This is a genomic window from Holophagales bacterium, assembly GCA_016699405.1.
GTDB lineage: Bacteria > Acidobacteriota > Thermoanaerobaculia > Multivoradales > JAGPDF01 > JAAYLR01.
Map to the genome: position 1 here is coordinate 5004608 of CP064972.1, position 20266 is coordinate 5024873.

The following is a 20266-nucleotide window of genomic DNA, read 5'->3' on the forward strand; positions in this document are numbered from 1 at the left end:
TGAAGCACCCTCAGGACGCAGCCCACCCCTCTGCCGAACGCTCGAACGCCGCGAGCTCCGCCGGCGTCCCCAGCACGCGAACTTCCTCGGCCACGTCGAGGCGAAGGTCTGCCCCCTCACGCAGCATCCGGTTGTACAGCGGCGCGACGTAGAACTCGCCGCGGGTGGTGTCCTCCGCGGCGATCATCGCGTCGGCGTGGCGCAGGAAGTCGCCGGTGCGCGAGAAGTGGTAGAGGCCGGTGGAGGCCCAGGGCGAGATCCGCCGCTTCTCGGCCGTCTCGACCACGCGGCCGTTGGCGTCGGTCCGCGCGAAGCTCCAGTGGTCGCCCGGTGCCTCGAACACCCCGAGCAGCCCGTCGACCTCTGCAGGCAAGGCCGGCAGCCGCTCGCCGAGCCGGGTGCGGCACCAGGTGTCGGCGTTGTAGATCAACAACGGCTGGGACGGATCGAGCAGGTCGCGCGCCGTGAGGACGGTGCAGACCTGCCCGCGGGTGACCGCCTCCAGTCCCCTGACGACGGGGCCGAATCGCCGGTACCTGGCCGCGATGTCCTCCGCCAGGCCGTGGCCCTCGAGATGTTCGGCGAGGCAGACGAAGATCAACCTCGACGCGAGCTCCAGCGGCAGGCTCTCGACAGCCCAGGAGTACATCGGCCGTCCGAGCACCGGGATCATCGGTTTCGGCACGGCGTAGCCGGCATCCACGAATCGCTGGCCGCGACCAGCCATCGGGATGACGATGTTCACGCCGACCCTCCGAGCGCCTCGTCGAGCAGCTGCAGGCCACGCGCCAGCATCGCGAGCTGCCGATCCGGACGCTCGCTGTGGAGCGCCGGCATGCTGACGAAGAGCAGCCCGGCGATGAGCACGATCTCGCGCCGGTCGAACTCGCCGAAGTACACGCGGGAGAACCGCTGCTCGATCTCCCGATGCTGCGGCGTCGTGCGGATGGTGAGCGACAGATCGCCGCCCTCGAGGCGCACCCGGAAGAGATCGTTGACGATGAAATCGTAGAGGCCGTAGACGGAGTGATAGAGCTTGGCGACGTCGTAGCGCGGGTCGCCGTAGATCCCCTCGCGCCCGAAGCTGCCGCGCGGGTCGATCAGCTTGCAGATGCGGGAGCGCACGTCGTAGAGGATGTTCGACAGGCAGAGGTCGCCGTGCACGATCGCACCCTGCGCGTTGGCCTCGAGCCGGTCGATCTCGACGGCGAGCCGCTCCCAGAGATGCTCGAGCCGGCCGATCGGCCGACCATTGACCGTCAGCACGTCGTTCCGGCGAAGGAACGCGCCCACCGGGCTCGCGGGATCGAGCTGGTCGACCCGGCGGCGCGTCTTCTCGAGGTACATCTCGCGCACCGTGCCTGGCGGCAACGGCCAGGGCCTGGAGCGGAAGGCCGTCCGCTGGATCTCGAAGAGGTGCTCGAAGATGCGCTGCCAGACCCCGGGGTCGAGGTTCTCGAAGAGGAAGACCTCGGCGAGCGCGGGATAGCCGTAGTACTCCATCGTCATCCACGGCTCGTTCCAGGCCGTGGAGAAGTCGAGCAGGCGCGGGAAGAGCACGGCGATCTCCGGCGGCAGGAGACGAAGGTAGTCGATCTCCTGCAGGAACTTCTCCCGCTGGCGGCTGCGCTTGGTGATCGTCCCCAGGACCGGGTCGATGCTGAGCTCGTTGAAGGCCCGCGCCTGGAGCAGCGCGCGGTGGGATGCGGCCTGGCGGTCGGGATTGCCGCAGTCGAGCCATTCGCGGACGCCGGCGACGCGGATCGGCGCCTCCCGGGCGACGCGTTCGAGCAGGCCCGCCATCTCGGCTCGACGTCCCGAGCGTTCGGCCTCCGCCACGTTCTCCCTCGCCGCGCGCCGTGCAAGGCCGACGTCCGGGAAGAAGTAGACACCGACCAGCGCGCGCAGGTCGCCGGCGAGCCCGGCCTCCTTGTCCCGCAGCCGCGTCAGATGTCCCGCCCCGTCGGCCTCGGCGAGGCACCAGCGATACGACTCCTCCACCGCATGGGTGAGCACGAACGGCTCGTCGCTCGCGAGGATCGCCGCGTCGTCGAGGCGGAAGTGCGTGTCGCCGAGAACCACCAACACCGGGCCACTCTCGACGCCTTCGAGCAGCTCGAGGACGGTGAAGCCCAGCCCTCCGTCGCGACGCGGCACGACGAAATCGATCCGGCAGTCGGCGCCGAAGGCACTCTCGACGAACTCCTCGACGAAGAGCCCGCGCCGCGCCACGGCGACGCGGAAGCTCTTCAGCCCGAGCTCTCGCAGGTAGCCGAGCGTCCAGTGCACCACCGGCCGGCCGGCGACCGGGATCATCGCCGGACAACTGATGTTCGAAAGCGAGAGCAGGCCCTCGGGGACGCGGCCGGCGGCGGGAATGAGGACGGTGAGACCGTCCGGCACGGAGGAGCTCACGCTCGACCTCCCGATCTCGCCGGGTCGAGGACCTCGCGACACCAGAGCTCGAGGATCATCAGCGACCAGAGCTTCGGGTAGGCGGCGCCGGGCTCGTGCGACTCGACTCGCCGACGAAGGTCGGCCACCGCGGGCGGCGAGAGCAACCCTCGGGCACGCACCGTCTCGCCGCTCGTGCAATCCAGGGCGATCTCGCGGAGAGGGCCGCGCATCCACGTTTCATAGGGCATCGCGAAGCCCCTCTTGGGGCGATTCTCGATCCCCGGCGGCAGCAGATCGCGAAGCGCCTCGATCAGCACGCGCTTGGCACCGCTGGTCCGATAGGTTCTGCCCGCGCCGGCGGCATCGACCTTGTAGCGGTCGTCGCAACTGCGCGCGAAGGCCGCCACCTCGGCGTCCACGAACGGTACCCGCAGCTCGAGCGAGTGGGCCATGCTCGTCGCATCGGAGTCCCGCAGCAGCTGGTTGCGCATATAGATCTCCGCGTCCAGACGACAGGCCAGGCTCGCCACGCTCTCGCCGTCCTCGCCTCCACCACGCGCTGCGGCAACGGATTCGCCTTGCGGCGCATCCACCGATCCCGGAACTAATCCCAGAAGCACCGCCGCCGATCGGGCCGGGAAGACCGAATGCGACTGCATCCACAAGGCCTGCGGCGAACGATAGCTCGACCAGCTCTCCAGGCGCTCTCCCGCGCGAGAACCTGCCGCGACCGAAGACAGCGAATGAGCCACTTGTCCGGCGAAACGGGTCCAATGCCGCCTCGGCCCCGAGAAACACCGCACCATTCTCGAAACCACCGGGTAACCGGCGAACCACTCATCTCCGCCCAACCCCGACAGAACGCCCTTGACCTCCCGCGCCGCCACCCGCGACACGAACCAGGTGTTCAGTCCGTCGGTCGACGGCTGGTCGAGATCCCGCGAGAAGCGTGGCAGCAGCTCCGCTACCTCTGCCCCCGAAACGCGCACCGTCGTGTGCTCGCATCCGATCCGGCGCGCGGCGTCCTCCGCCTCTTCGGTCTCGTCTGCCGCCCCCCCCTCCACCCAGCCCAGCGAATAGGTGCGCAGCGGTCCGACCCGTCGGCTCATCAACGCCACGATTCCGGTCGAGTCCACGCCACCGCTCAGGAACGCCCCCACCGGCGCATCGGCGAGCGCGTGCAGGGCCACCGACTCCTCGAGCGTGGCTCGCAGGCGCGCGGCTGCGGCCTCGAGCGTCTCCTCCTGCGGGTCGGCGACCGGCAATGCGCCGAAGCGTATCCGTCTCGGCGACCCGCCCGCCCGATAGATCTCGACGCTTCCCGCCTCTAGCATTCGCACTCCGCGAATGATGGAACGCGGCTGCGAAAGGAATCCACGATGCAGGAAGGACGCAAGGCCCTCGGAGTCCACCTCGGGAGACACCAAGCCCGAGGCGAGGATGCCCTTGATCTCCGAGGCGAAGACGATCCCGCCGTCGCCGGCATCGGCGACATAGAGCGGCTTGATGCCGAATCGATCCCGAGCCAGCAGCAAGTCTGGCGACCCCGCTTCGCCGCCAGGCCGCCAATCGAGGATCGCGAGGGCGAACATCCCGCGCAGTTTCTCGACGAACGAAGGACCGCACTCGAGATAGAGGGCAAGGACCACTTCCGAGTCGGTCGTGGAGCGAAACGGATAGGAGCTCGCGAGCCGCCGCCGCTCTTCTCGGAAGTTGTAGATCTCGCCGTTGAATAGAATCGCCACTCGATGATCGGGCGACCAGAGCGGCTGCTGACCGTTCTCGGAGAGGTCGACCAGGGCAAGTCGCACCATTCCAGCTGACCCACCGTTGAACTCGTGGATCCCCAATCCGTCTGGGCCACGGTGAGACATCGCGCGCAAGGACGCTACTGTGCCCTCGCAACCACCCCGGGCCAATCTGCTATTCCAATTCCCGGCGATCCCGCACATCAGGCGATTCCATGTTGTGGTGCTCTTAGACCACAGCCTCGGGAATGCGTGCTCGGGCGGGGAGCTGATTGCGATTTCGTAGCCGCGGCAAGCCCTAGAAGCTCCTCGGCAACACGGACGGCGGCGCACCCATCCAACACACCGAAGAACCTCTCTCGGAAACCTACTGCGGACTCCACTACCTCCGCGGGGGGGCCAACCATCCGCAACTTTGCCACCGCGCGAGCCAGCGCCTCAGGCGTCGCCTCAACATGAAGCGTGGCACCCGCTGTCACATAGTCAGGAACGCATTCCCCGGCAGGCCGCGAAAGCGAGACGACCGGCACTCCCATCAGAATCGCGTCCGCAGCGGATGCGGAGGTGCTGGTGACGAGGCAGAGCGCATCTAACAGCTCCTCCCTGAGAGTGGTGGTGGCCACCCGCGCCGAAACTACTTCCACGTTCCTCGCTCCCACCTCGGATATCTCGCGGAGGTAGGATTCCGGGTTGTCCTTTGGATGAACGCGAACCAACCAGCGGCCGCCCCGATCAATCGCGGCAGCGGACGCAATGACGCTAACCAAGTGCCTTTGTTCGTTCCTCCCGGTCTGATGCCCAGAACCCGACAGCGCTACCACGACCTTCCCAGTTGGGAGGCTAGCACCCCAACCTTGCGCTGGCTTCAAGTCGCCGCCCGGGTCCCCGGTGACCGCGGCAGTCTCCCTTCGATACCCGTACGAGATCCAGGCATCTCTTGCTTGGCTCCCCCAGGTACAGAACAGCGAAACCGGGATGTCGCGCCAAAGGGGATCCTCCGAAAACATGGATCCGTGTTGCACGGCAAGTGAGGGCACCCCCGAGCACCTTGCCAACTCGACTGCGATTCGCCCCTCCATGGTGCAGGGATTCCCAGCGACGATCACCGAGGGCCCGGTCCGCTCCATCACGTCCGCAATTGCTCGAGTCACAGTAAGTGCGTGGCTAGCCACCTCCGCCATCACCTGGCGCGCAACCTCAGCGAACAACGTGTAGGCGTTGCCTTGACTTCGCAGGCCTGAACATGGCTCGCTGATGTCCCGACTACTCATTTCCGTGATCTCACGGCGCAGGAATGCCAGCTCACGTGCAGAAGGACGAAACTCCTCCGCTTCGACAGTCTTCCCCGCAGACGGCGGGATAGCGGTCTTGTGGTGTCTCGAGAAGAGCACCCACCAAGGCTCCAGTTCGACAACCTTCTCCCTCAGCTTCTCGACGACAGGGACAAGTTGGTGGAAGTGGCATGGTTCACGTGCCACGAGAAGCACGCAGAGCCGGCTTGAACCCGCCCCCAGCCGGAGCTCGGCCTTCGGAGGTGAGAGCGCTCCCAATCGCGAACGGAGATCACTTGCCGCCCTCGCTACGAGAAGCGCAAGCCGACGCTTCGTTAAGACTGGCAGACCTCCGTCGTCCCCCGCCCACCTATCGGCGAATCTCACGGCGATCAGATTGCGAGCTATTCGCGGCAGGGGAAGCCCAAACGGATTCCGCACGAGCATCCATCGCCCAGATGCCTCTGCACGACTCGCCAGCTCGTCTGTTTCGGCAGCCGCAAAGCGAAGCGCCATAGCTCGAGGCGCGTCCCGCTCGAGACTCGACCGACCGCCGTGATGCGGTTCACTCATGCCACCGCTCACGGTCCGAGAGAGCCCCGGCGCTTGCCGCCAGCGACCGCAGAGAAACCCCTCCTGATGAGATCCATCAGTCCGCGCCGCCGCTCAACTCGCGCCGCCGTCTTTTCGGGACCTGCCAACCAAGAAAGATCGAGAACAGGAAGCTCCATCCCAGTGCTGCCGTAGTTACGCAGGAATGTCGCCACAATATAGTCGACGGCACGCTGGTGAAGGTGTCTGCCATCCTCTTTCATGAAGTCGCTCAAACGTTCAGCGGTCATGGCTAGCTCAAAGGAAGGGAAGTAGACGACCTCGGGGTGTTCCTCAACGAACTCCGACACTGCAGCGCGAAGGCGGCACTTAGACTCCATGTTGGCAGTACGGACATCGCTTGAGGTGAAGGTGACGTGGAGCGGAACCGGAGACACCGTAATCACAAGGGATCGTGAAACCCCTGTTCCTAACAAGCTCCAGATTCGTTCGAGGTCTTCTCGAATCTCGGTGACTGTTAGCCGCGTGAAGACCGGCTTGAGATCCGAGAACACGTCCGGGTGCGGAAGTTGCCGGTAGAACCACCCAGAAAATGGGCTCACCCATGCTTCAATGAGGCCAAGTGTAACGACCACCACTTCAGCGCTGCGGAAGAGAGAGTCTGCCTCCGCATCGACCTCGGCACACGCCGCAAGCAACTGGTCTTGGCTTGGAGCACTCCGACCTGGTTCCTGAAACGGGTGAACCCACCCGCCTCGGACCTGCCATAGGGGCTCCTCCACGCTCTGCCCAACGAAGATCCTCTCGAACTCCTGCCTGATCGACCGACTCGTGTAGAAGAGACCCCCTGGGTGCATCTGTCCTGCGAGTCCTCTTCTCTTCATCCCTGCGACCAGTTCGGCCGCAAAGCAGCTGCCGATGGTCGCCACCCTCGTTTGCTTCCCGACCATCGGACGCCCTTGCATCCGCAGCTCGACACCACGGTCCTTCCACATATGAGCCGTCGGAACTTCCCAGCTTCCCAATTTACCGGTAACTTCTACCATCTAGCACTCCCCGTGGGCTTCAGCAGTCTCAACTTGCTCCTGCAAGGGCGCGGCAATGCCATCGATGACCCGCCTCCTAGTTTCTCGCCGTCAGTTCCCGGCGAAACAGGACCCATAGGAAGGCCGCACCTGCGACGACCAGGAGAATTGCAATCGCCGAGCTTGCCTCGACTGAGGCCCTCTGTGACGCTGACGCTACGACCGCGCAAGTCAAGACGAAGATCCCCGAGCTGATCAGCCTCGCCATTGGCAACCCAAACTTGTAGAGCCGGTTGTTCACGGCAGCCCCGATCGCAGCCGTCGCGACCATTCCCGCCGCGTAACCGAGTGCAGCGCCGAGCGCCCCGAACCTACCGGCCAGGAGACTCGTCACTGAAAGCGCCACTAGTCCGCCCGTCACGGTAGTGGGCAGAAGGCTTAGGGGACGCTTCTGGTACAAGACCTCGTTGCCTACGACATGGTAGATCCCGCCAGCGATTGCCCCAATAGCGATCACGGGGATCAAGGCGGCTCCGCCATGGTATTCCGCAGGAGTGACGAGCCGGAGGACCAAAGGCATCACGCTGAACACAAGTAGTCCAAGAGCCAGGAAGCCCACAATCGTCAGTGTGGCAAGGCGCTGAAGCGCACCTTTGCTGCCTTCCTTCTCTCTCTCCCGGTGGTCGAAGTAGATGGGAACGTACGCAGTCGTAAAGGCGCTATCGAGGAGCACGACTGGGAGGACGAACCGCGAAGCGACCGAGTACTCACCCAACGCCCCGGCAGAGACAAGCACTCCCAGTACGGCTCGGTTCCCAGCCTGCAGTAACCAACCGCTCAGGTGATTAGGCACTAACGGCAGTCCGAAGGTCAGCGACTGCCGAACGAAGTCCCGTCGGAATGGGGCCGCGAGTTCTCGCCGCAGGTTCCATGCGGCGACAAGGCTGAATAGAAGGGCAGTCACCGCTCCCGCGAGAAGCAGACCCGTCGCCTTCCACCTCGCCACGGCTACGAACGCGAGCGTCAAGAAGAGCACTGTGAGCGCGTTGGCACCATTCAGGAATGCCGCAACCTGCGCCTTCTCCCTCACTTGGAGTACCCGTCGTTGCATCTCCGGCAGGATCGTCAACGGCACTCCCAGCAGGACGATGAGCAGATACGGGTAGAAGGGCACGTCCGGGATGAGTCTCGGTGCGAGGAGTGGCCCAACGAGGACACTCAGGGCAGCAATCGCACCGCTCACCACCAGAAGAAACCACGTGACACTGCCGACAAAACTGTCGAATGTCTGCCCGCCACGCAGGTCGAAGTAGAACCGCGCCACGGCTCCCGGCGCTCCCAGTCGCGCCACGACTCCGATGGCGGTGGCTAGAGTGACGCAGAAGTCCGCGACGCCGAAGTCTCTTGGGTCGAGGAGCCTTGTGTAGAGCGGGATGAGGAAGAAACCGAGAATAGGGGCAACAACGCTGCCAACGCCATAGTTGAGCGTGCCGAGAAGTAGCCGCCTTAACCCACCTGCGGCACCGGAGGCACTGGACGAGGTCTCTTGGACTTCGGCAATCCTCATCTGCACGGATCCAAGAGGGTCTGCGCCAGGATCCTCGCGAGGTTGCCGTTGCCCTCTTTCGTGAGGTGGTAGCCGTCATAGCAGAATGCCGTCTCTACTGGGATGCCGCCCTCTATAGAATCGACTCCCAGCCACACCGCCTCACTCCGCTGACAACATGCTTGAAGAGCCTCATTGTAGGTGTCGATATTCTTCGAGAAGCCGGGCGACTTGGCGTCGAGCACTTCCCGGCGCCCGAGGATCGGAACGACGATCAGCCGAGGTGAGGTCTCTAGCTCAGCAGTTCTTTTCAAGAACTCGGAAAACTGCTCCGCAAATTCTCGCGGCGGCGTGTAGACCTTCCGAAGCGGGTCCCGCGCGACGAGAGCACGCCGTGCACGCCGCCTGCGTTCGATGACCCACCGCCGAAGGCGCTCCGGCACCAACCTGCTATTCAGGACCCGCTGATCTCGGCGCGACAGAACCCGTGGCGCGCAGTCCACGATTCCCACCTGCACCACGACATCGCTCGGCTCAGTGAGGACAACATGCTCGAAGAAGTCCTCGGCCAAGAGGGAGTCCACAGTCCGCGCTCGCCGCCCGCAGTTCACGACCTGCGCTCCTGGGCGGACCTCCCCGAGCAGCCTCTGGAGTTCGCTGGGCCAGGTTTCTTCCCAAGCTACCCTCTCACCGCCCTCTGACCGAGGAAGAGCGAGGGAGTCTGCCAACGCAACAACCCTCAGATAGCTGCGGGCGGCCACTCGGGGCACTACCGTTCCCCACAGTTCATGCTGCCAAAGAGAGCGCTAGCGAGACGCATTGCGGGGCCAGCCGAGCTCAGAGCGAGGTGGGGGGCGGCTTCGCCTGCTCTCAGACACTCCAGGAACTTCTGGGCTTGATGGAGAAATCCCGGCTTGAAGTTCACGTCATCGTCATCCGGCAGGACACGGCGCTCTTTGCCGCCCTTCTCCAGTACCGTGCAGGTCTCCAGGGGAGCAAAGACGTAAGCTCTACCCGAAACCGAGACTGTCACGCTCCATGGCCCCGGCGCCGCCCACGTGGACGTGAACGACAGAATGGTCCCCGCTGCTGACTTGGCCAAGAGGCCCATGGACCAAGTCATCGGCTTCACTCCTCGCATCGCCACCGCCTGGGGTTCGCGCACTTCCCCTGCGAATAGAGTGGCCATGTCCAGTCCATGGGTGCTGTTCGCAAAGACAAGTTTCTCGACCTCCTCGGCGGCGAAGCCTCTGGCGAGGAACGCCTCAGGGTTCTCGCTCCACCGTACGAGCACTGCATCGACTACTTCTCCTGCGATCTCCTCCTGAACCTTCCTAACGACCGAGTAGTGCCTGCGATTGAACGCCACCATCACAAGCGTCCGGGTCAGTCGCTGAAGGGCGCACAGGTCCTCGAACTCGAGGAGTGACAGCGCCGGGGGCTTCTCCAGGAGAAAGGGCACGCCAGCGGTCAGGAGTTCACGCGCCACAGAGTAGGACTGCGGAAACGATGGACAAGCCACAACTCCGTCGGGCTTCTCCTTCGTGATCATCTCGGCAATGGACGAGTAGGCACGCGGAATCCCGCCTTCGCGGATCGCGCGCTCACGCCCTTCCTCGCTACGATTGCAGACTCCCACGAACTCAGCGCCAAGTGCCCGGAACACTTCTAGATGCCGAGGGGCGATTCGGCCGTATCCGACCAGGGCGAGCCGGATCACGTCACGGGGAGCCATTGGTCCCGGTCCTCTTGGTCAGCCAGCGGAAGCTCCATTGGCGAACTGCCTCGCTCACTCGACAGATAGGCCGCCGCGAGCACCTCGACAGCCAGTCGACCGTGCGACCCGTCGCAGGTGAGATCACCCTCGCTCAGCACCTCGCTGATGAGTCCACGCAGCATGCGCTTCATGTCCGTCCTTGCTGAAAGACCCGAGGGCAAGGGTTCTTCGACGAGCGGCGGCATGGTACTCGGCGTCGGGCCGGAGCCCGTACTCCGCGTGATCACCTCGATCCGGTCCAGCTTCTCATCGATGCGGACTCGGCCTCCCGTGAGGTCAAGCTCGACGGACATCGGCCCGGCACCGCTTTCGAGCTGAGCCACAACCGCGCGACGCTCCGCACCAAAGTCCATTACCACCAGGCCCCCGGGGTCTCTGAACTGGTCACCCCTCGGGTTGCGACCACGGGGAGAATCCACCCAGCCAGAGACCTTCCTTGGCGTCGAGTCGAACAGGTAGGCCGCGAGGTCGAAGGAGTGGGTTCCGAGGCATCCCAGACCGATCCCTGGCCGCTGAATCCACAGGGCGAGAAGATCGCCCCACCGACCGGACCGGACCTGATCCCGTAGCCACTGGTAGAAGGGATCATGGCGGCGGGACTGGTTGACGGCGATCCGCGTGCCTGCTTTCGCGGCCGCCTCCAGAATCCGATCGCACTCGCTCACCGAGCAAGCCATCGGCTTCTCAATTATTACGCGTGGAACTCCGGCGGCGATGGCGGCAAGGGCGAGCTCTGCGTGCGAGGGTCCATTGGTCGCGATGCAAACCAGATCGAGACCGGGCTCGGACCAGAGTGTCGCTGCGTCCTGAAGCGGCCTGCAACCGACAGGGAGCGCGACCTGTGCGATCGCCTCATGCCGACTGTCGACCACTGCCACGACCGTGGCGCCCTCCTCGCCCAGCGCGCCGAGGATTCTACGTCCGTGCGGCCCCAGGCCTATCACGGCTGCCGTGATGCTCATGCCTTGCCTCGTTCGAGTAGGAACTCCGCAAACAGAAAGTCCACCTCTTCGTTGATATCGAGAGACCTTCGCCGCGGCATGAGGTATCCACGGCAGTCCCGACCCAGGATCGAGCCGGACTCGATGACGCGCCTCCGAGTGGCGTAGACGGAGCAGTTCCTGACGAAGAGCTCTGGCAGTTCAAAGGCTGCCATCCGGCCGTCCTCCTCTTCCAGAAACGGCAGCAACCGGTCACCTTCCATCGTCTTGAGCTTCACCGGATGTACCGCGTGATCGACCTTGACGACAGTCACGGCGGAGTCAGCCCCCGTCCGCTCGAGCAGCCCGACGGCCCCATCGATGTCCTCGCACGTGGTGAACGGAGACGTTGCCTGGACGATGGCGACGGCGTCGTAGGGTCCGTCCCCCTCGCCTCCAACGCACTCCAGGGCGTGCCTTACGTACTCCACAGCCGGCGAGCGGTCCCCGGCGAGAGCCTCCGGGCGCCGCAAGGGGAGGTCTTCGGAGTAACCTGCGGCGATACTCAGGACGCGCTCATCATCGGACGACACCTTCAGCCGGGTGAGCAAGGTCGATCTCATGGCGGCCTCGATCGCCCATGCGACCAACGGCTTGCCACCCAGATCCCGGGTGTTCTTTCCCGGTAACCGCTTCGAGCCGGCTCGCGCTGGGACGATCCCCAGGACCCTCATTGCCCCCGTCCTGACCCAGACAGGAAAGTCGCCACCTTCCCCGCCAGGAAGACCTCCGCCTTCTCCAAGGACTCGAACGTGTTTCCTCCGAGATGCGGCACCAGCAACAGGTTCGCGTGAATCCGCGACCACACCACCAGAGGGTGGTCCGGGCCGATGTCGGGCTCCCCGTCAAGCACATCGAGAGCTGCGCCGGCAAGCCGCCCGTCCCGCAACGCACTCAGCAGCGCGCTCTCGTCGACCAGCCCGCCCCGCGAGGTGTTGACCAGCACTGAGCCAGGCTTCATTGATCTCATTTCCGACGGACCGAGGAGGTGGCGCGTCGCCGGACTGTAGGACACGTGGAGAGTGACCAGGTCCGAGCCCGAGAGAAGCTCCGTGATCGAACCCACTCTCTCCGCCAATTCCACAGGAAAGTCCGGCCGCGGATCGAATCCGAGCACCCGCATGCCGAAGGCCCTCAGATACCCCGCGACGATCGATCCAAGGCGCCCCATCCCCACGATCCCAGCAGTCCTTCCAAACAGCTCGTGCCCGCGGAACAGATCTCGATTCCAGGTGCCAGCCTTGACCGAATCCACCGCTTCCGGAATCCGCCTCATCAGGGTCAGAGCGAGTGCCACGGCAAGCTCGGCCGTGGCCCGTACTCCCTTGAGGAACTCCGTCTCGCCCTTCAGGCTGAGGACCTTGATTCCAATCTGCTCACAGAGGCCGCAGTCGACGTGATCGAGACCTGTGGCAGGGACAGCCAGGACCCTACAGCGCGGGTGGGCCGGGATGACCTCGGCGTCCACTCGGTGGCCCAACCGGATCCAGAGTCCGTCGTAATCCAATAGCGCCTCCCGTAGCTCCCCTCTCGTCACGGAGTTCAGCCTGACGCTCGCGACCGACCGTAGGATGGCAAGGGCCTTGTCGCTGAACCCCTCCGGCTCTGCGATCAGCAGCCTTGGCTTCGCCGAATCACTACTCATCGACATAACTCAGGCGCTTCTGGAGGTAGGGGAGTAGCGCCGCCAACTGGCTTGCGACCCGCTCCGCGACCCGACCGTCGCCGTAGAGCTGACTTGGAGGGTAAGCCCCGTGTCTCAACTGGGCCGTAATGGCATCTCGAATCGCTGCCCTCTCCGTCGCGACTCTCGAGACGTGCTCGTCAGTCTCTCGGCCCTCTTGCCGGTTACCCACGAGGACCACCGGGGTACCAAGAAAGCTGGCATCTCGCACGAAGCTCGAGGAGTTCCCTACAGCGCACACGGTGCTGGCCAGCACGGCAAGGTACTCCTCCGGGCTGAGATTGGTGAGGGTCCGAAGCCAGTCAGCTCCTCTTACCACCCGATAGACCCGGATCGCCTTGCTGATGTGATCCGATCCCGCGTCGATGTTCGGCCAGAGGAGAAGGGTCGGCATCGCAATCTCGCCAAGAGCGGCGAGCACTTCGTCCATCTGCGCGCGCTCGCCACCGAACTCCGTCGTCGTCGGATGGAACACGACGAGCAGAAATGGCCGCCCCGGGTCGATCATCGCTCCGGAGCCCCGGCCATTGAGCACCTCGGGCTCGAGATGGCGGTCGAGCGTGAGGGCGATGTCACCGCTCGGGCAGCCGACGCCGAGAATCGTCTCGGGACGCTCTCCCATCCGCACCAGATACTCCGCCGAGCGAACGGTGGCAGGGAAGTGGAACTGTGCGAGCTTGGAGATCGCGTGCCGCGCACTCTCGTCGATCGACCCCGAGACCTCGCCGCCCTGCATGTGGACGATGGTCAGATTCATGTAGGCCGCGGCGAGCGCCGCGGCGAGCGCCTCGTAGCGATCGCCGATCAGCAGCACGAGATCGGGAGCCAGGCGCTGGAACTCGCTGGCGAACTCGATCGTGGCGAAACCGACCGACTTCGCCATGGTCACCGGACGCGATCCCTCGAGCTCGATGAAGATCTCGCCGTCGACCGGGAAGCCGTCGCGGCGCACACCCTCGACCGGCTGGTCGAAGCGCTCGAGGACCATCGTCCCGGCGCAGAGCACCTGCAACTCGAGGGCAGGGTGGCGCTGGATCGCGGCCATCACCGGCTTGAGGCGACCGTAGTTGGCACGGTCGACGAGCACCACGCAGACCTTGCGGCGAGAGTCACTCAACGTCTTCCTCCGAAATCGCTTCGTCCGCCAGGAGCGCGCGGCGCAGTCGTCTCCCGACCAACTCATCCCGGCGGGCCGGCGGCAGGCCGGTTCCCGGCTTCTTGAGCCCGAGATCGCCCTCGGCCAAGAGGTGTCCGACGGCCAGGTCGCGAGCCGCGACGAGGCTCTTGCCGAAGATGCGACCGAGGTCGGCGAGCTCGCTCGCCGATCGGTCCTTCTCGACCGGGCTGCTTCGCTCCCGGTGCAGGAAGCTCGCCCCGGCGACGAGCTCGGCGAGCTCCGCCGGAGTGAGCGAGGAGCTCGTGTCGGGCCCGAAGGCCTCGCGCGAGAAGGCGACGTGCACCTCGAGCAGATCGGCGCCCAGCGCCACCGCGCCAAGGCCGGCGAAGATGGTTGCCGAGTGGTCGGAGAGGCCGACCGGGCACTCGTAGCGCGCCGCGAGCTCGGCAAGGACGTTGAGACCGACCTTCTCTGGCGGGCACGGGTAGGCGGTGGTGCACTGGAAGACGGCGAAGGGTGAGCCGTGCCGGCGGAGCAACTCGACGGCGCTGTCGAGCTCGCGCCAGCTCGAGAGGCCACTCGACAGCAGCACCGGCTTGCCGGTCTTCGCCACCCACTCGAGCATCGGCGTGTTGCCGACCTCTCCCGAACCGATCTTCCAGGCCGGGACGGCGAGGCGTTCCAGCAACTCGCAGGCGGCGAGCGAGAAGGGCGACGCGAGGAAGATCAGCTTGGCCTCGCGGGCGTGGGCGGCCAGGCCGGCCCACTGCTCCTCGCTGAACTCCATCCGCTTCCAGTAGTCGAAGCGCGTTGCGTCCTGCCAGCTGAAGCGGACGCGCCACGGCTCGCGCAACGTGCTCTCTTCGGCGGCGATGTGGACCTGGAACTTGATGGCGTCGGCACCGGAGCGGGCGACCGCGTCGACGAAGGCGTGGGCGCTGCCGAGGCTACCGTCATGCGCCTGCGCGACTTCGGCGATGACGAGCGGCGCCGCGCCGCCGCCTACCGGGCGGCCGGCGATCTCGAAGGAGGGGACTGTCGCGTCGCTCATCACGTCGTCTCCTTCCGCGCCGCGGTCGCAGACTCGCGGCTTGCCGGCAACCCCTCCCCGTCGTCGCCGATCTCCTCCCAGCCGGTGAAGCGCACGGCGTTGTCGTCGAGGTAGACGTCGGCCCAGGGCTTGCCGAAGAGGATCTCGTCGTACTCGACGCCGTGGCGTCGCAGCCAGTCGAAGGTGACGGCCCCCTGCCGTGCGAGGACCTTGGCGACGTTGCCGTCGCAGCTCTTCATGTGACGGCCGGTGTGGAGGATGACGTAGTGACCGGCGGCGCGCAGGGCGCGGAGCTTCTCCACCGCTCCAGGCACCGGCTCGAGATCGGCGTAGAGCTGCCCCGGGCGACGGAGCTGGCAGACGACGCCGTCGAGGTCGACGCAGATTCTCATGGGACCTCCAGGCGCGCCGCCGCGCCCGGTCGGGGAGGAGCGAGGCGAACGGGGGGCAAGGGATTCTCGCTCAGGTGCTCAATCACGAGTCGCACCGCCTTCGGCAGGTGCAGCGAACGCCGCCACCGTGTCGCGCAGGCCTTGCTGCAGGTCGACGGCGGCACGGAATCCGAGGATCGCCGCCGCCACCGTGAGGTCGGCGAGCGAGTCGCGCACGTCGCCGGCCCGGGCCGGCTCGTGGCGAGGCGCGAACGCTCGGCCTGCGGCAGCGCCGACAGCGCGCGCCAGGTCGAGCAAGGACGTCCGCGACCCGGCCCCGATGTTGAAGGCGCGACCGCTCGCCGCGGCGGGCGCCCCCGCCGCCAGGAGGTTGGCCACGATCACGTCGGCGACAAAGGTGAAGTCACGCGTCTGCCCGCCGTCTCCGTAAATGACCGGCGCCTCGCCGGCGAGACAGGCGGCGGCGAAGCGCGGGATCACCGCGGCATAGGCACCGAGTGGATCCTGGCGCGGACCGTAGACGTTGAAGTAGCGCAGCCCGACGCTCTCGAAGCCGAAGCAGCGATCGAACGTCGCTGCGAGCTGTTCACCCGCCACCTTCGAGAAGGCGTAGGGAGAGAGCGGCCGGCCCTCTTCGCCCTCGCGCTTCGGGAGGCGTTCGCTGTCGCCGTAGACGCTCGAGGAGGAGGCGTAGACGAGGCGGCGAACGCCGGCTTCGCGAGCCGCGGCGAAGAGATTGGCGGTGCCGGTGACGTTGACGGCGATCGTGGTCGCCGGATCCTCCATCGAGCGCGGGACCGAACCGAGTGCGGCCTGATGGAAGACGAAGGCCACGCCCTCGCAGGCCTGCCGGCAGACGGCAAGGTCGCGGAGGTCGGCGTTCAGGAGCTCGATGCGCTCGCGCGCGCGGGCGAGGTTGGCCCGCCGCCCGGTCGAGAAGTTGTCGAGCACGCGGACCCGGGCACCGCGCTCGACGAGGGCGTCGACGAGGTGCGAACCGATGAAGCCGGCACCGCCGGTGACGAGGACGGGGACGTCGGTCAGGTCAGGGATGGGCATGGAGAGGAGCTCGTGGGCCCGGGGACTCGGTGCCGCCCTGCCCCCAGGTCCCTTCCATGAGAAGGCCATGTGGTGTCAATCGGCCGACTTGTCGGCCGCGCTCGAGGTCTTGGGCGAGGGTCCGGTGCCACGCTTCCATCCGCACTCTCGAGGAGCCCGCGTGGGGCTCGGTGCCTTTTGGTGTCCGATCGGAGCCGGGTGCTGCCATCTCACTCGCGGCCTGCGAGGCCTAGGGACCTGTCGCAGTCACCCGGACCCGGGTCGGACCCTGGCCCAAAGTCGTCGACTCCTCTCCTACCCGAGATGTCGTTGCCGTTTCATGCAGTCCCGGCGGCGGTGCGCAGAGCCTCGTAGGGTTCGCCGCTCACCCAGAGCCGATGCAGGAGGACGGCGAGCTTGCGGGCGATGGCGACGATCGCCCGTTTCTTCGCCGCTTTGCCGCCGCGTTTCGACAGCGCTTCGCCAAATCGCCGCAGATCGCTGTCGGGTGCGAGGGGACCCAGGATGTACTGGGCCGCTTGGACGAGCAGCTTGCGCAGGAAGGGGTCACCTTGCTTGGTGATCCGCAGCTGGGGCTGGCTCTCGCCCGAGTCCCGGACGCCGGGGACCAGTCCCAGGTAGGCCCCGACCTCTCGACTGCGGCGGAAGCGCTCGGGGGTTTCGATCGTCAGCACGTAGCTGACCGCCGTGACGACGCCCACGCCCGGGACCTGACGCAAGCGCTCGGTCTCGGGATGACGACGGCCGAGGCTCCTCGACCTCACGGTCGAAGCCCTTGATCCGCTCCGTCAGCTCCATCACCGTTTCGAGAATCCTCAGCAGCGAGGGCCGCAGGCTCTCCGGCAAGGCCGACACGGCACGTGTAGGGAAGGCCTCCGTCGAACACTTGGGCAGACGTCCTCCAATCGCCTTGACCGCGCCGCGCACGTGATTGACCGCCATCGTGCGCATCCGCACCAGGACATCCCGCGCCCGCATCACCTCGAGCTCTCGCTGAGCGGCTTCGCTTCGATGCCGCACCGGATGCAGCAGCTTCGGCTCGACACGCGCCAAGCGCGCCAGTGTCTCGGCGTCCAGCACGTCCGTCTTCTTCCGGCTCTTGCCGATCAGCGGCAGCTGACGCGAATCCGCCACGATCACCTCGTGTCCCAGACTCGACAGCAGCCGGCTCATCCACGGCGACTGCGCTCCCGTCTCCAGCACCACCTGCATCGGGCCCCAGCGCGCCGACCAGGCTCGCAACGCGGCCTCCGAGCTCCCGATCCGCTCCTGCCCTGCCTGCTCCCCACTCACCCGGTCGAGCACCACCACCTGCGTCCAGCGGTCCCCCACGTCCAGTCCCGCCGTCCACCCTCCCTCGCGCTTGCTATTCTTCTTCACGGCCAACCTCCTTTCTGGGCCCCAGCCCGTCACTCTGCAGACCGTAAAGGTACTGCGACAGGGGGGTTGGCCTTCTCATTCCAATCTCGCTCTGGCTTGGGATGACCGCGGGGAGAGGGCTCGGGCGGGGGGTCGCGTCGGCTGAGGCATCAGGCCTTCACCACGTTCGCCCGGGGGGTGCGGTAGACACCCCGCGTGTCGACGACCAGGGCCGCGTGCGTCGCCACGAGATCGTAGTCGACGGCGCCATGGTCGGTGACGATCATCACCGCATCCTGCGCCGCGAGCGTCGCGGCATCGAGCGCGATCGAACGCATCTCGGGCAGATCGGGCCAGGAGCGCATCTTCGGCGCCACCGGGATGTGCGGGTCGTGGTAGCTCACCACCGCCTCGAGGTGCAGGAGCTTCTCGATCACCTCGAAGGCCGGGCTCTCGCGCGGATCGTCGATGTCTTTCTTGTAGGCGAGCCCGAGGACGAGGACTCGGCTTCCCTTCACCGGCTTGCCCTGCCGGTTGAGCCCGCTGGCGAGCTTGGCGACGACGTACTCCGGCATCCCGGTGTTGACCTCGCCGGCGAGCTCGATGAACTTCGGGACCACCCCGAACTCGCGGGCCTTCCACGAGAGGTAGAAGGGATCGAGCGGGATGCAGTGCCCTCCCAGTCCGGGGCCCGGCGAGAAGCGCATGAAGCCGAACGGCTTGGTGGCGGCGGCGTCGAGCACCTCCCAGACGTCGATGCCCATCCGGTCGTAGACGATCTTCAGCTCGTTGACCAGGGCGATGTTGACGGCGCGGAAGATGTTCTCGACGAGCTTCGTCGCCTCGGCGGCGCGCGACGTGCTGACGCGCACGACCCGCGGCAACACGGCACCGTACAGCGCCTCGGCGAGGTCGCCCGAGAGCGCGTCGACGCCCCCCACCACCTTCGGAATGTTCGCGGTGCCGTACTTGGGGTTGCCCGGGTCCTCGCGCTCCGGGGAGAAGGCGAGGAAGTAGTCGCGACCGGCGACGAGCCCGGTGCGATCGAGGATGCCGCGCACCACCTCGTCGGTGGTGCCGGGGTAGGTGGTCGACTCGAGGATGACGAGTTGCCCCGGACGCAGCGTCGCGGCGATCTGCTCGGCGGTCTTGACGACATAGCTCAGGTCGGGCTCGCGCTGGGGCGTCAGCGGCGTCGGCACGCAGATCAACAGCGCATCGGCTTCGGCGAGGCGCGCGAAGTCGGTGGTCGCCGAGAACTTGCCGGCGGCGCCGAGCGCGGCGAAGCGCGCCGCCTCCAGATGGCGGATGTAGCACTCGCCGCGGGAAAGCGCGGCGACCTTCGCGGGATCGACGTCGAAGCCGAGCACGTCGTAGCCGCCCTCGCCGAAGACGAGGGCGAGCGGCAGACCGACGTAGCCGAGGCCGAGGATGCCGACCTTGGTCTGGTGGGCGGCGAGCTTTTCGAGGAAAGGATGGGTTGGCATGGACGCTCTTCTTTCGAAATCAGGGGGTCGGGGTGCGCAGCTCCCTGCAGCTACCTTTCCGCCCGAGTCCCTCGGCCCTGCCCGGGACGACCGGGGGGCATGTTGGCCTGACGGGCTCCGCCCCCTTCGGTGTCCGGAGAACACCGCCAGGGGGCCGAGTCGGCTCGTCGCGGGCCTCAGCCCGCGACGCGATGGATCGTCCCGGCTCCACTACCGATGCCGGGCGCGATGGCATCGCGCTCGACGACAGCCGCGACCGAGCGGCGCAGGAGGGTGACCGAGACCACGAGTCGCGTCTGCCCCGCTTCGCGGAGCACGACGCCGGAAAATCCCTTGAGCGGCCCGTCGACGACGTCGACCTCGTCGCCGGGCCCGAGATAGGGATGAGGAACCAGCCGTTCACCGGCCTGCTGGAGGCGCCAGATCCGCTCGAGCTCGGCGTGGAGCAGGTCCTGGTCGCGCACGTCGAGGGTGCGCACGACGAGCTGGCTGCGCAGCGCGGCAAGCCGCTCTTCGGCGCTGCCACGGAAGAAGACATAGCCGGGGAACAGCGGCAGAAACGAGACACGCTCCCGCCCGTGACGCTGCACGTGCTTTTCGGCAAGCGGCAGGTAGAACGGCGCCTGGCGTTCGAGCAGGTGGCGAGCAAGCCCCTTTTCCTGGCGGCTGCGGACGTGGGCCACCCACCACGGGAGGCGGCCGTCGCGGACGAGGAAGAGATCGCCGGGAAAGAGGTCGGGCTCTCGCTTCAGCAATGGCACGGCTCGACGACTCGCTCTGCGATCCGGGCCCGCGGCTCGCGCCGGACGGACCGGGGCCGA

At 66.3% G+C, this 20266-nt stretch carries 16 protein-coding genes and 1 pseudogene; all 17 read right to left on the bottom strand.

Features of this window, described 5'->3' with window-relative positions; genetic code table 11:
- Positions 1-10: 10 nt before the first annotated feature.
- Positions 11-745 carry a glycosyltransferase family 2 protein gene (locus IPJ17_20720; GenBank protein QQR73860.1) on the bottom strand — a complete coding sequence of 245 codons (735 nt, stop codon included), beginning with the start codon at positions 743-745 and terminating at the stop codon, positions 11-13.
- Complete coding sequence (locus tag IPJ17_20725; GenBank protein QQR73861.1) at positions 742-2415, bottom strand: phosphotransferase; 1674 nt, start codon at positions 2413-2415, stop codon at positions 742-744. The genes IPJ17_20720 and IPJ17_20725 overlap by 4 nt, the downstream gene beginning before the upstream one ends.
- Positions 2412-4349 (bottom strand): asparagine synthase (glutamine-hydrolyzing), encoded by a 1938-nt coding sequence (gene asnB, locus IPJ17_20730; GenBank protein QQR73862.1) that lies wholly within the window; start codon positions 4347-4349, stop codon positions 2412-2414. The genes IPJ17_20725 and asnB overlap by 4 nt, the downstream gene beginning before the upstream one ends.
- Before the next feature lie 1648 nt (positions 4350-5997).
- On the bottom strand, positions 5998-6897 hold the full coding sequence (locus tag IPJ17_20735) for a GSCFA domain-containing protein (protein QQR73863.1): 900 nt from the start codon (positions 6895-6897) through the stop codon (positions 5998-6000).
- Between the two features lie 193 nt (positions 6898-7090).
- Entirely contained in the window at positions 7091-8560 is a 1470-nt protein-coding gene (locus IPJ17_20740; GenBank protein ID QQR73864.1) for an oligosaccharide flippase family protein, read from the bottom strand.
- Positions 8557-9300: an SGNH/GDSL hydrolase family protein gene (locus IPJ17_20745; protein ID QQR73865.1), complete on the bottom strand. Its 744-nt coding sequence runs from the start codon at positions 9298-9300 to the stop codon at positions 8557-8559. Before IPJ17_20745 ends, IPJ17_20740 begins: the two co-directional genes overlap by 4 nt.
- Positions 9301-9308: 8 nt before the next feature.
- The gene (locus IPJ17_20750; protein ID QQR73866.1) at positions 9309-10274 is read right to left on the bottom strand and encodes a Gfo/Idh/MocA family oxidoreductase; all 966 of its coding nucleotides are present in this window, start codon (positions 10272-10274) and stop codon (positions 9309-9311) included.
- A complete protein-coding gene (locus IPJ17_20755; protein ID QQR73867.1) occupies positions 10256-11278 on the bottom strand; it encodes a Gfo/Idh/MocA family oxidoreductase in 1023 nt (340 codons plus the stop codon). The genes IPJ17_20750 and IPJ17_20755 overlap by 19 nt, the downstream gene beginning before the upstream one ends.
- A complete protein-coding gene (locus tag IPJ17_20760; protein ID QQR73868.1) occupies positions 11275-11970 on the bottom strand; it encodes an acylneuraminate cytidylyltransferase family protein in 696 nt (231 codons plus the stop codon). Before IPJ17_20760 ends, IPJ17_20755 begins: the two co-directional genes overlap by 4 nt.
- Positions 11967-12947 (bottom strand): hypothetical protein, encoded by a 981-nt coding sequence (locus IPJ17_20765; protein ID QQR73869.1) that lies wholly within the window; start codon positions 12945-12947, stop codon positions 11967-11969. Before IPJ17_20765 ends, IPJ17_20760 begins: the two co-directional genes overlap by 4 nt.
- Positions 12934-14163 carry a UDP-N-acetylglucosamine 2-epimerase (hydrolyzing) gene (gene neuC, locus IPJ17_20770; GenBank protein QQR73870.1) on the bottom strand — a complete coding sequence of 410 codons (1230 nt, stop codon included), beginning with the start codon at positions 14161-14163 and terminating at the stop codon, positions 12934-12936. The genes IPJ17_20765 and neuC overlap by 14 nt, the downstream gene beginning before the upstream one ends.
- Complete coding sequence (locus tag IPJ17_20775) at positions 14090-15148, bottom strand: N-acetylneuraminate synthase family protein (GenBank protein ID QQR73871.1); 1059 nt, start codon at positions 15146-15148, stop codon at positions 14090-14092. Before IPJ17_20775 ends, neuC begins: the two co-directional genes overlap by 74 nt.
- On the bottom strand, positions 15148-15540 hold the full coding sequence (locus IPJ17_20780; protein QQR73872.1) for a capsular biosynthesis protein: 393 nt from the start codon (positions 15538-15540) through the stop codon (positions 15148-15150). The genes IPJ17_20775 and IPJ17_20780 overlap by 1 nt, the downstream gene beginning before the upstream one ends.
- A gap of 78 nt (positions 15541-15618) precedes the next feature.
- Entirely contained in the window at positions 15619-16599 is a 981-nt protein-coding gene (locus IPJ17_20785) for an NAD-dependent epimerase/dehydratase family protein (protein QQR73873.1), read from the bottom strand.
- A 317-nt stretch (positions 16600-16916) separates the two neighbouring features.
- A pseudogene (locus IPJ17_20790) lies at positions 16917-17979 on the bottom strand (IS110 family transposase).
- Between the two features lie 149 nt (positions 17980-18128).
- A complete protein-coding gene (locus IPJ17_20795; GenBank protein ID QQR73874.1) occupies positions 18129-19445 on the bottom strand; it encodes a nucleotide sugar dehydrogenase in 1317 nt (438 codons plus the stop codon).
- 176 nt (positions 19446-19621) lie between these two features.
- Positions 19622-20200, bottom strand: coding sequence for a UpxY family transcription antiterminator (locus IPJ17_20800; GenBank protein QQR73875.1), 579 nt, complete (start codon positions 20198-20200; stop codon positions 19622-19624).
- Positions 20201-20266: the final 66 nt, after the last annotated feature.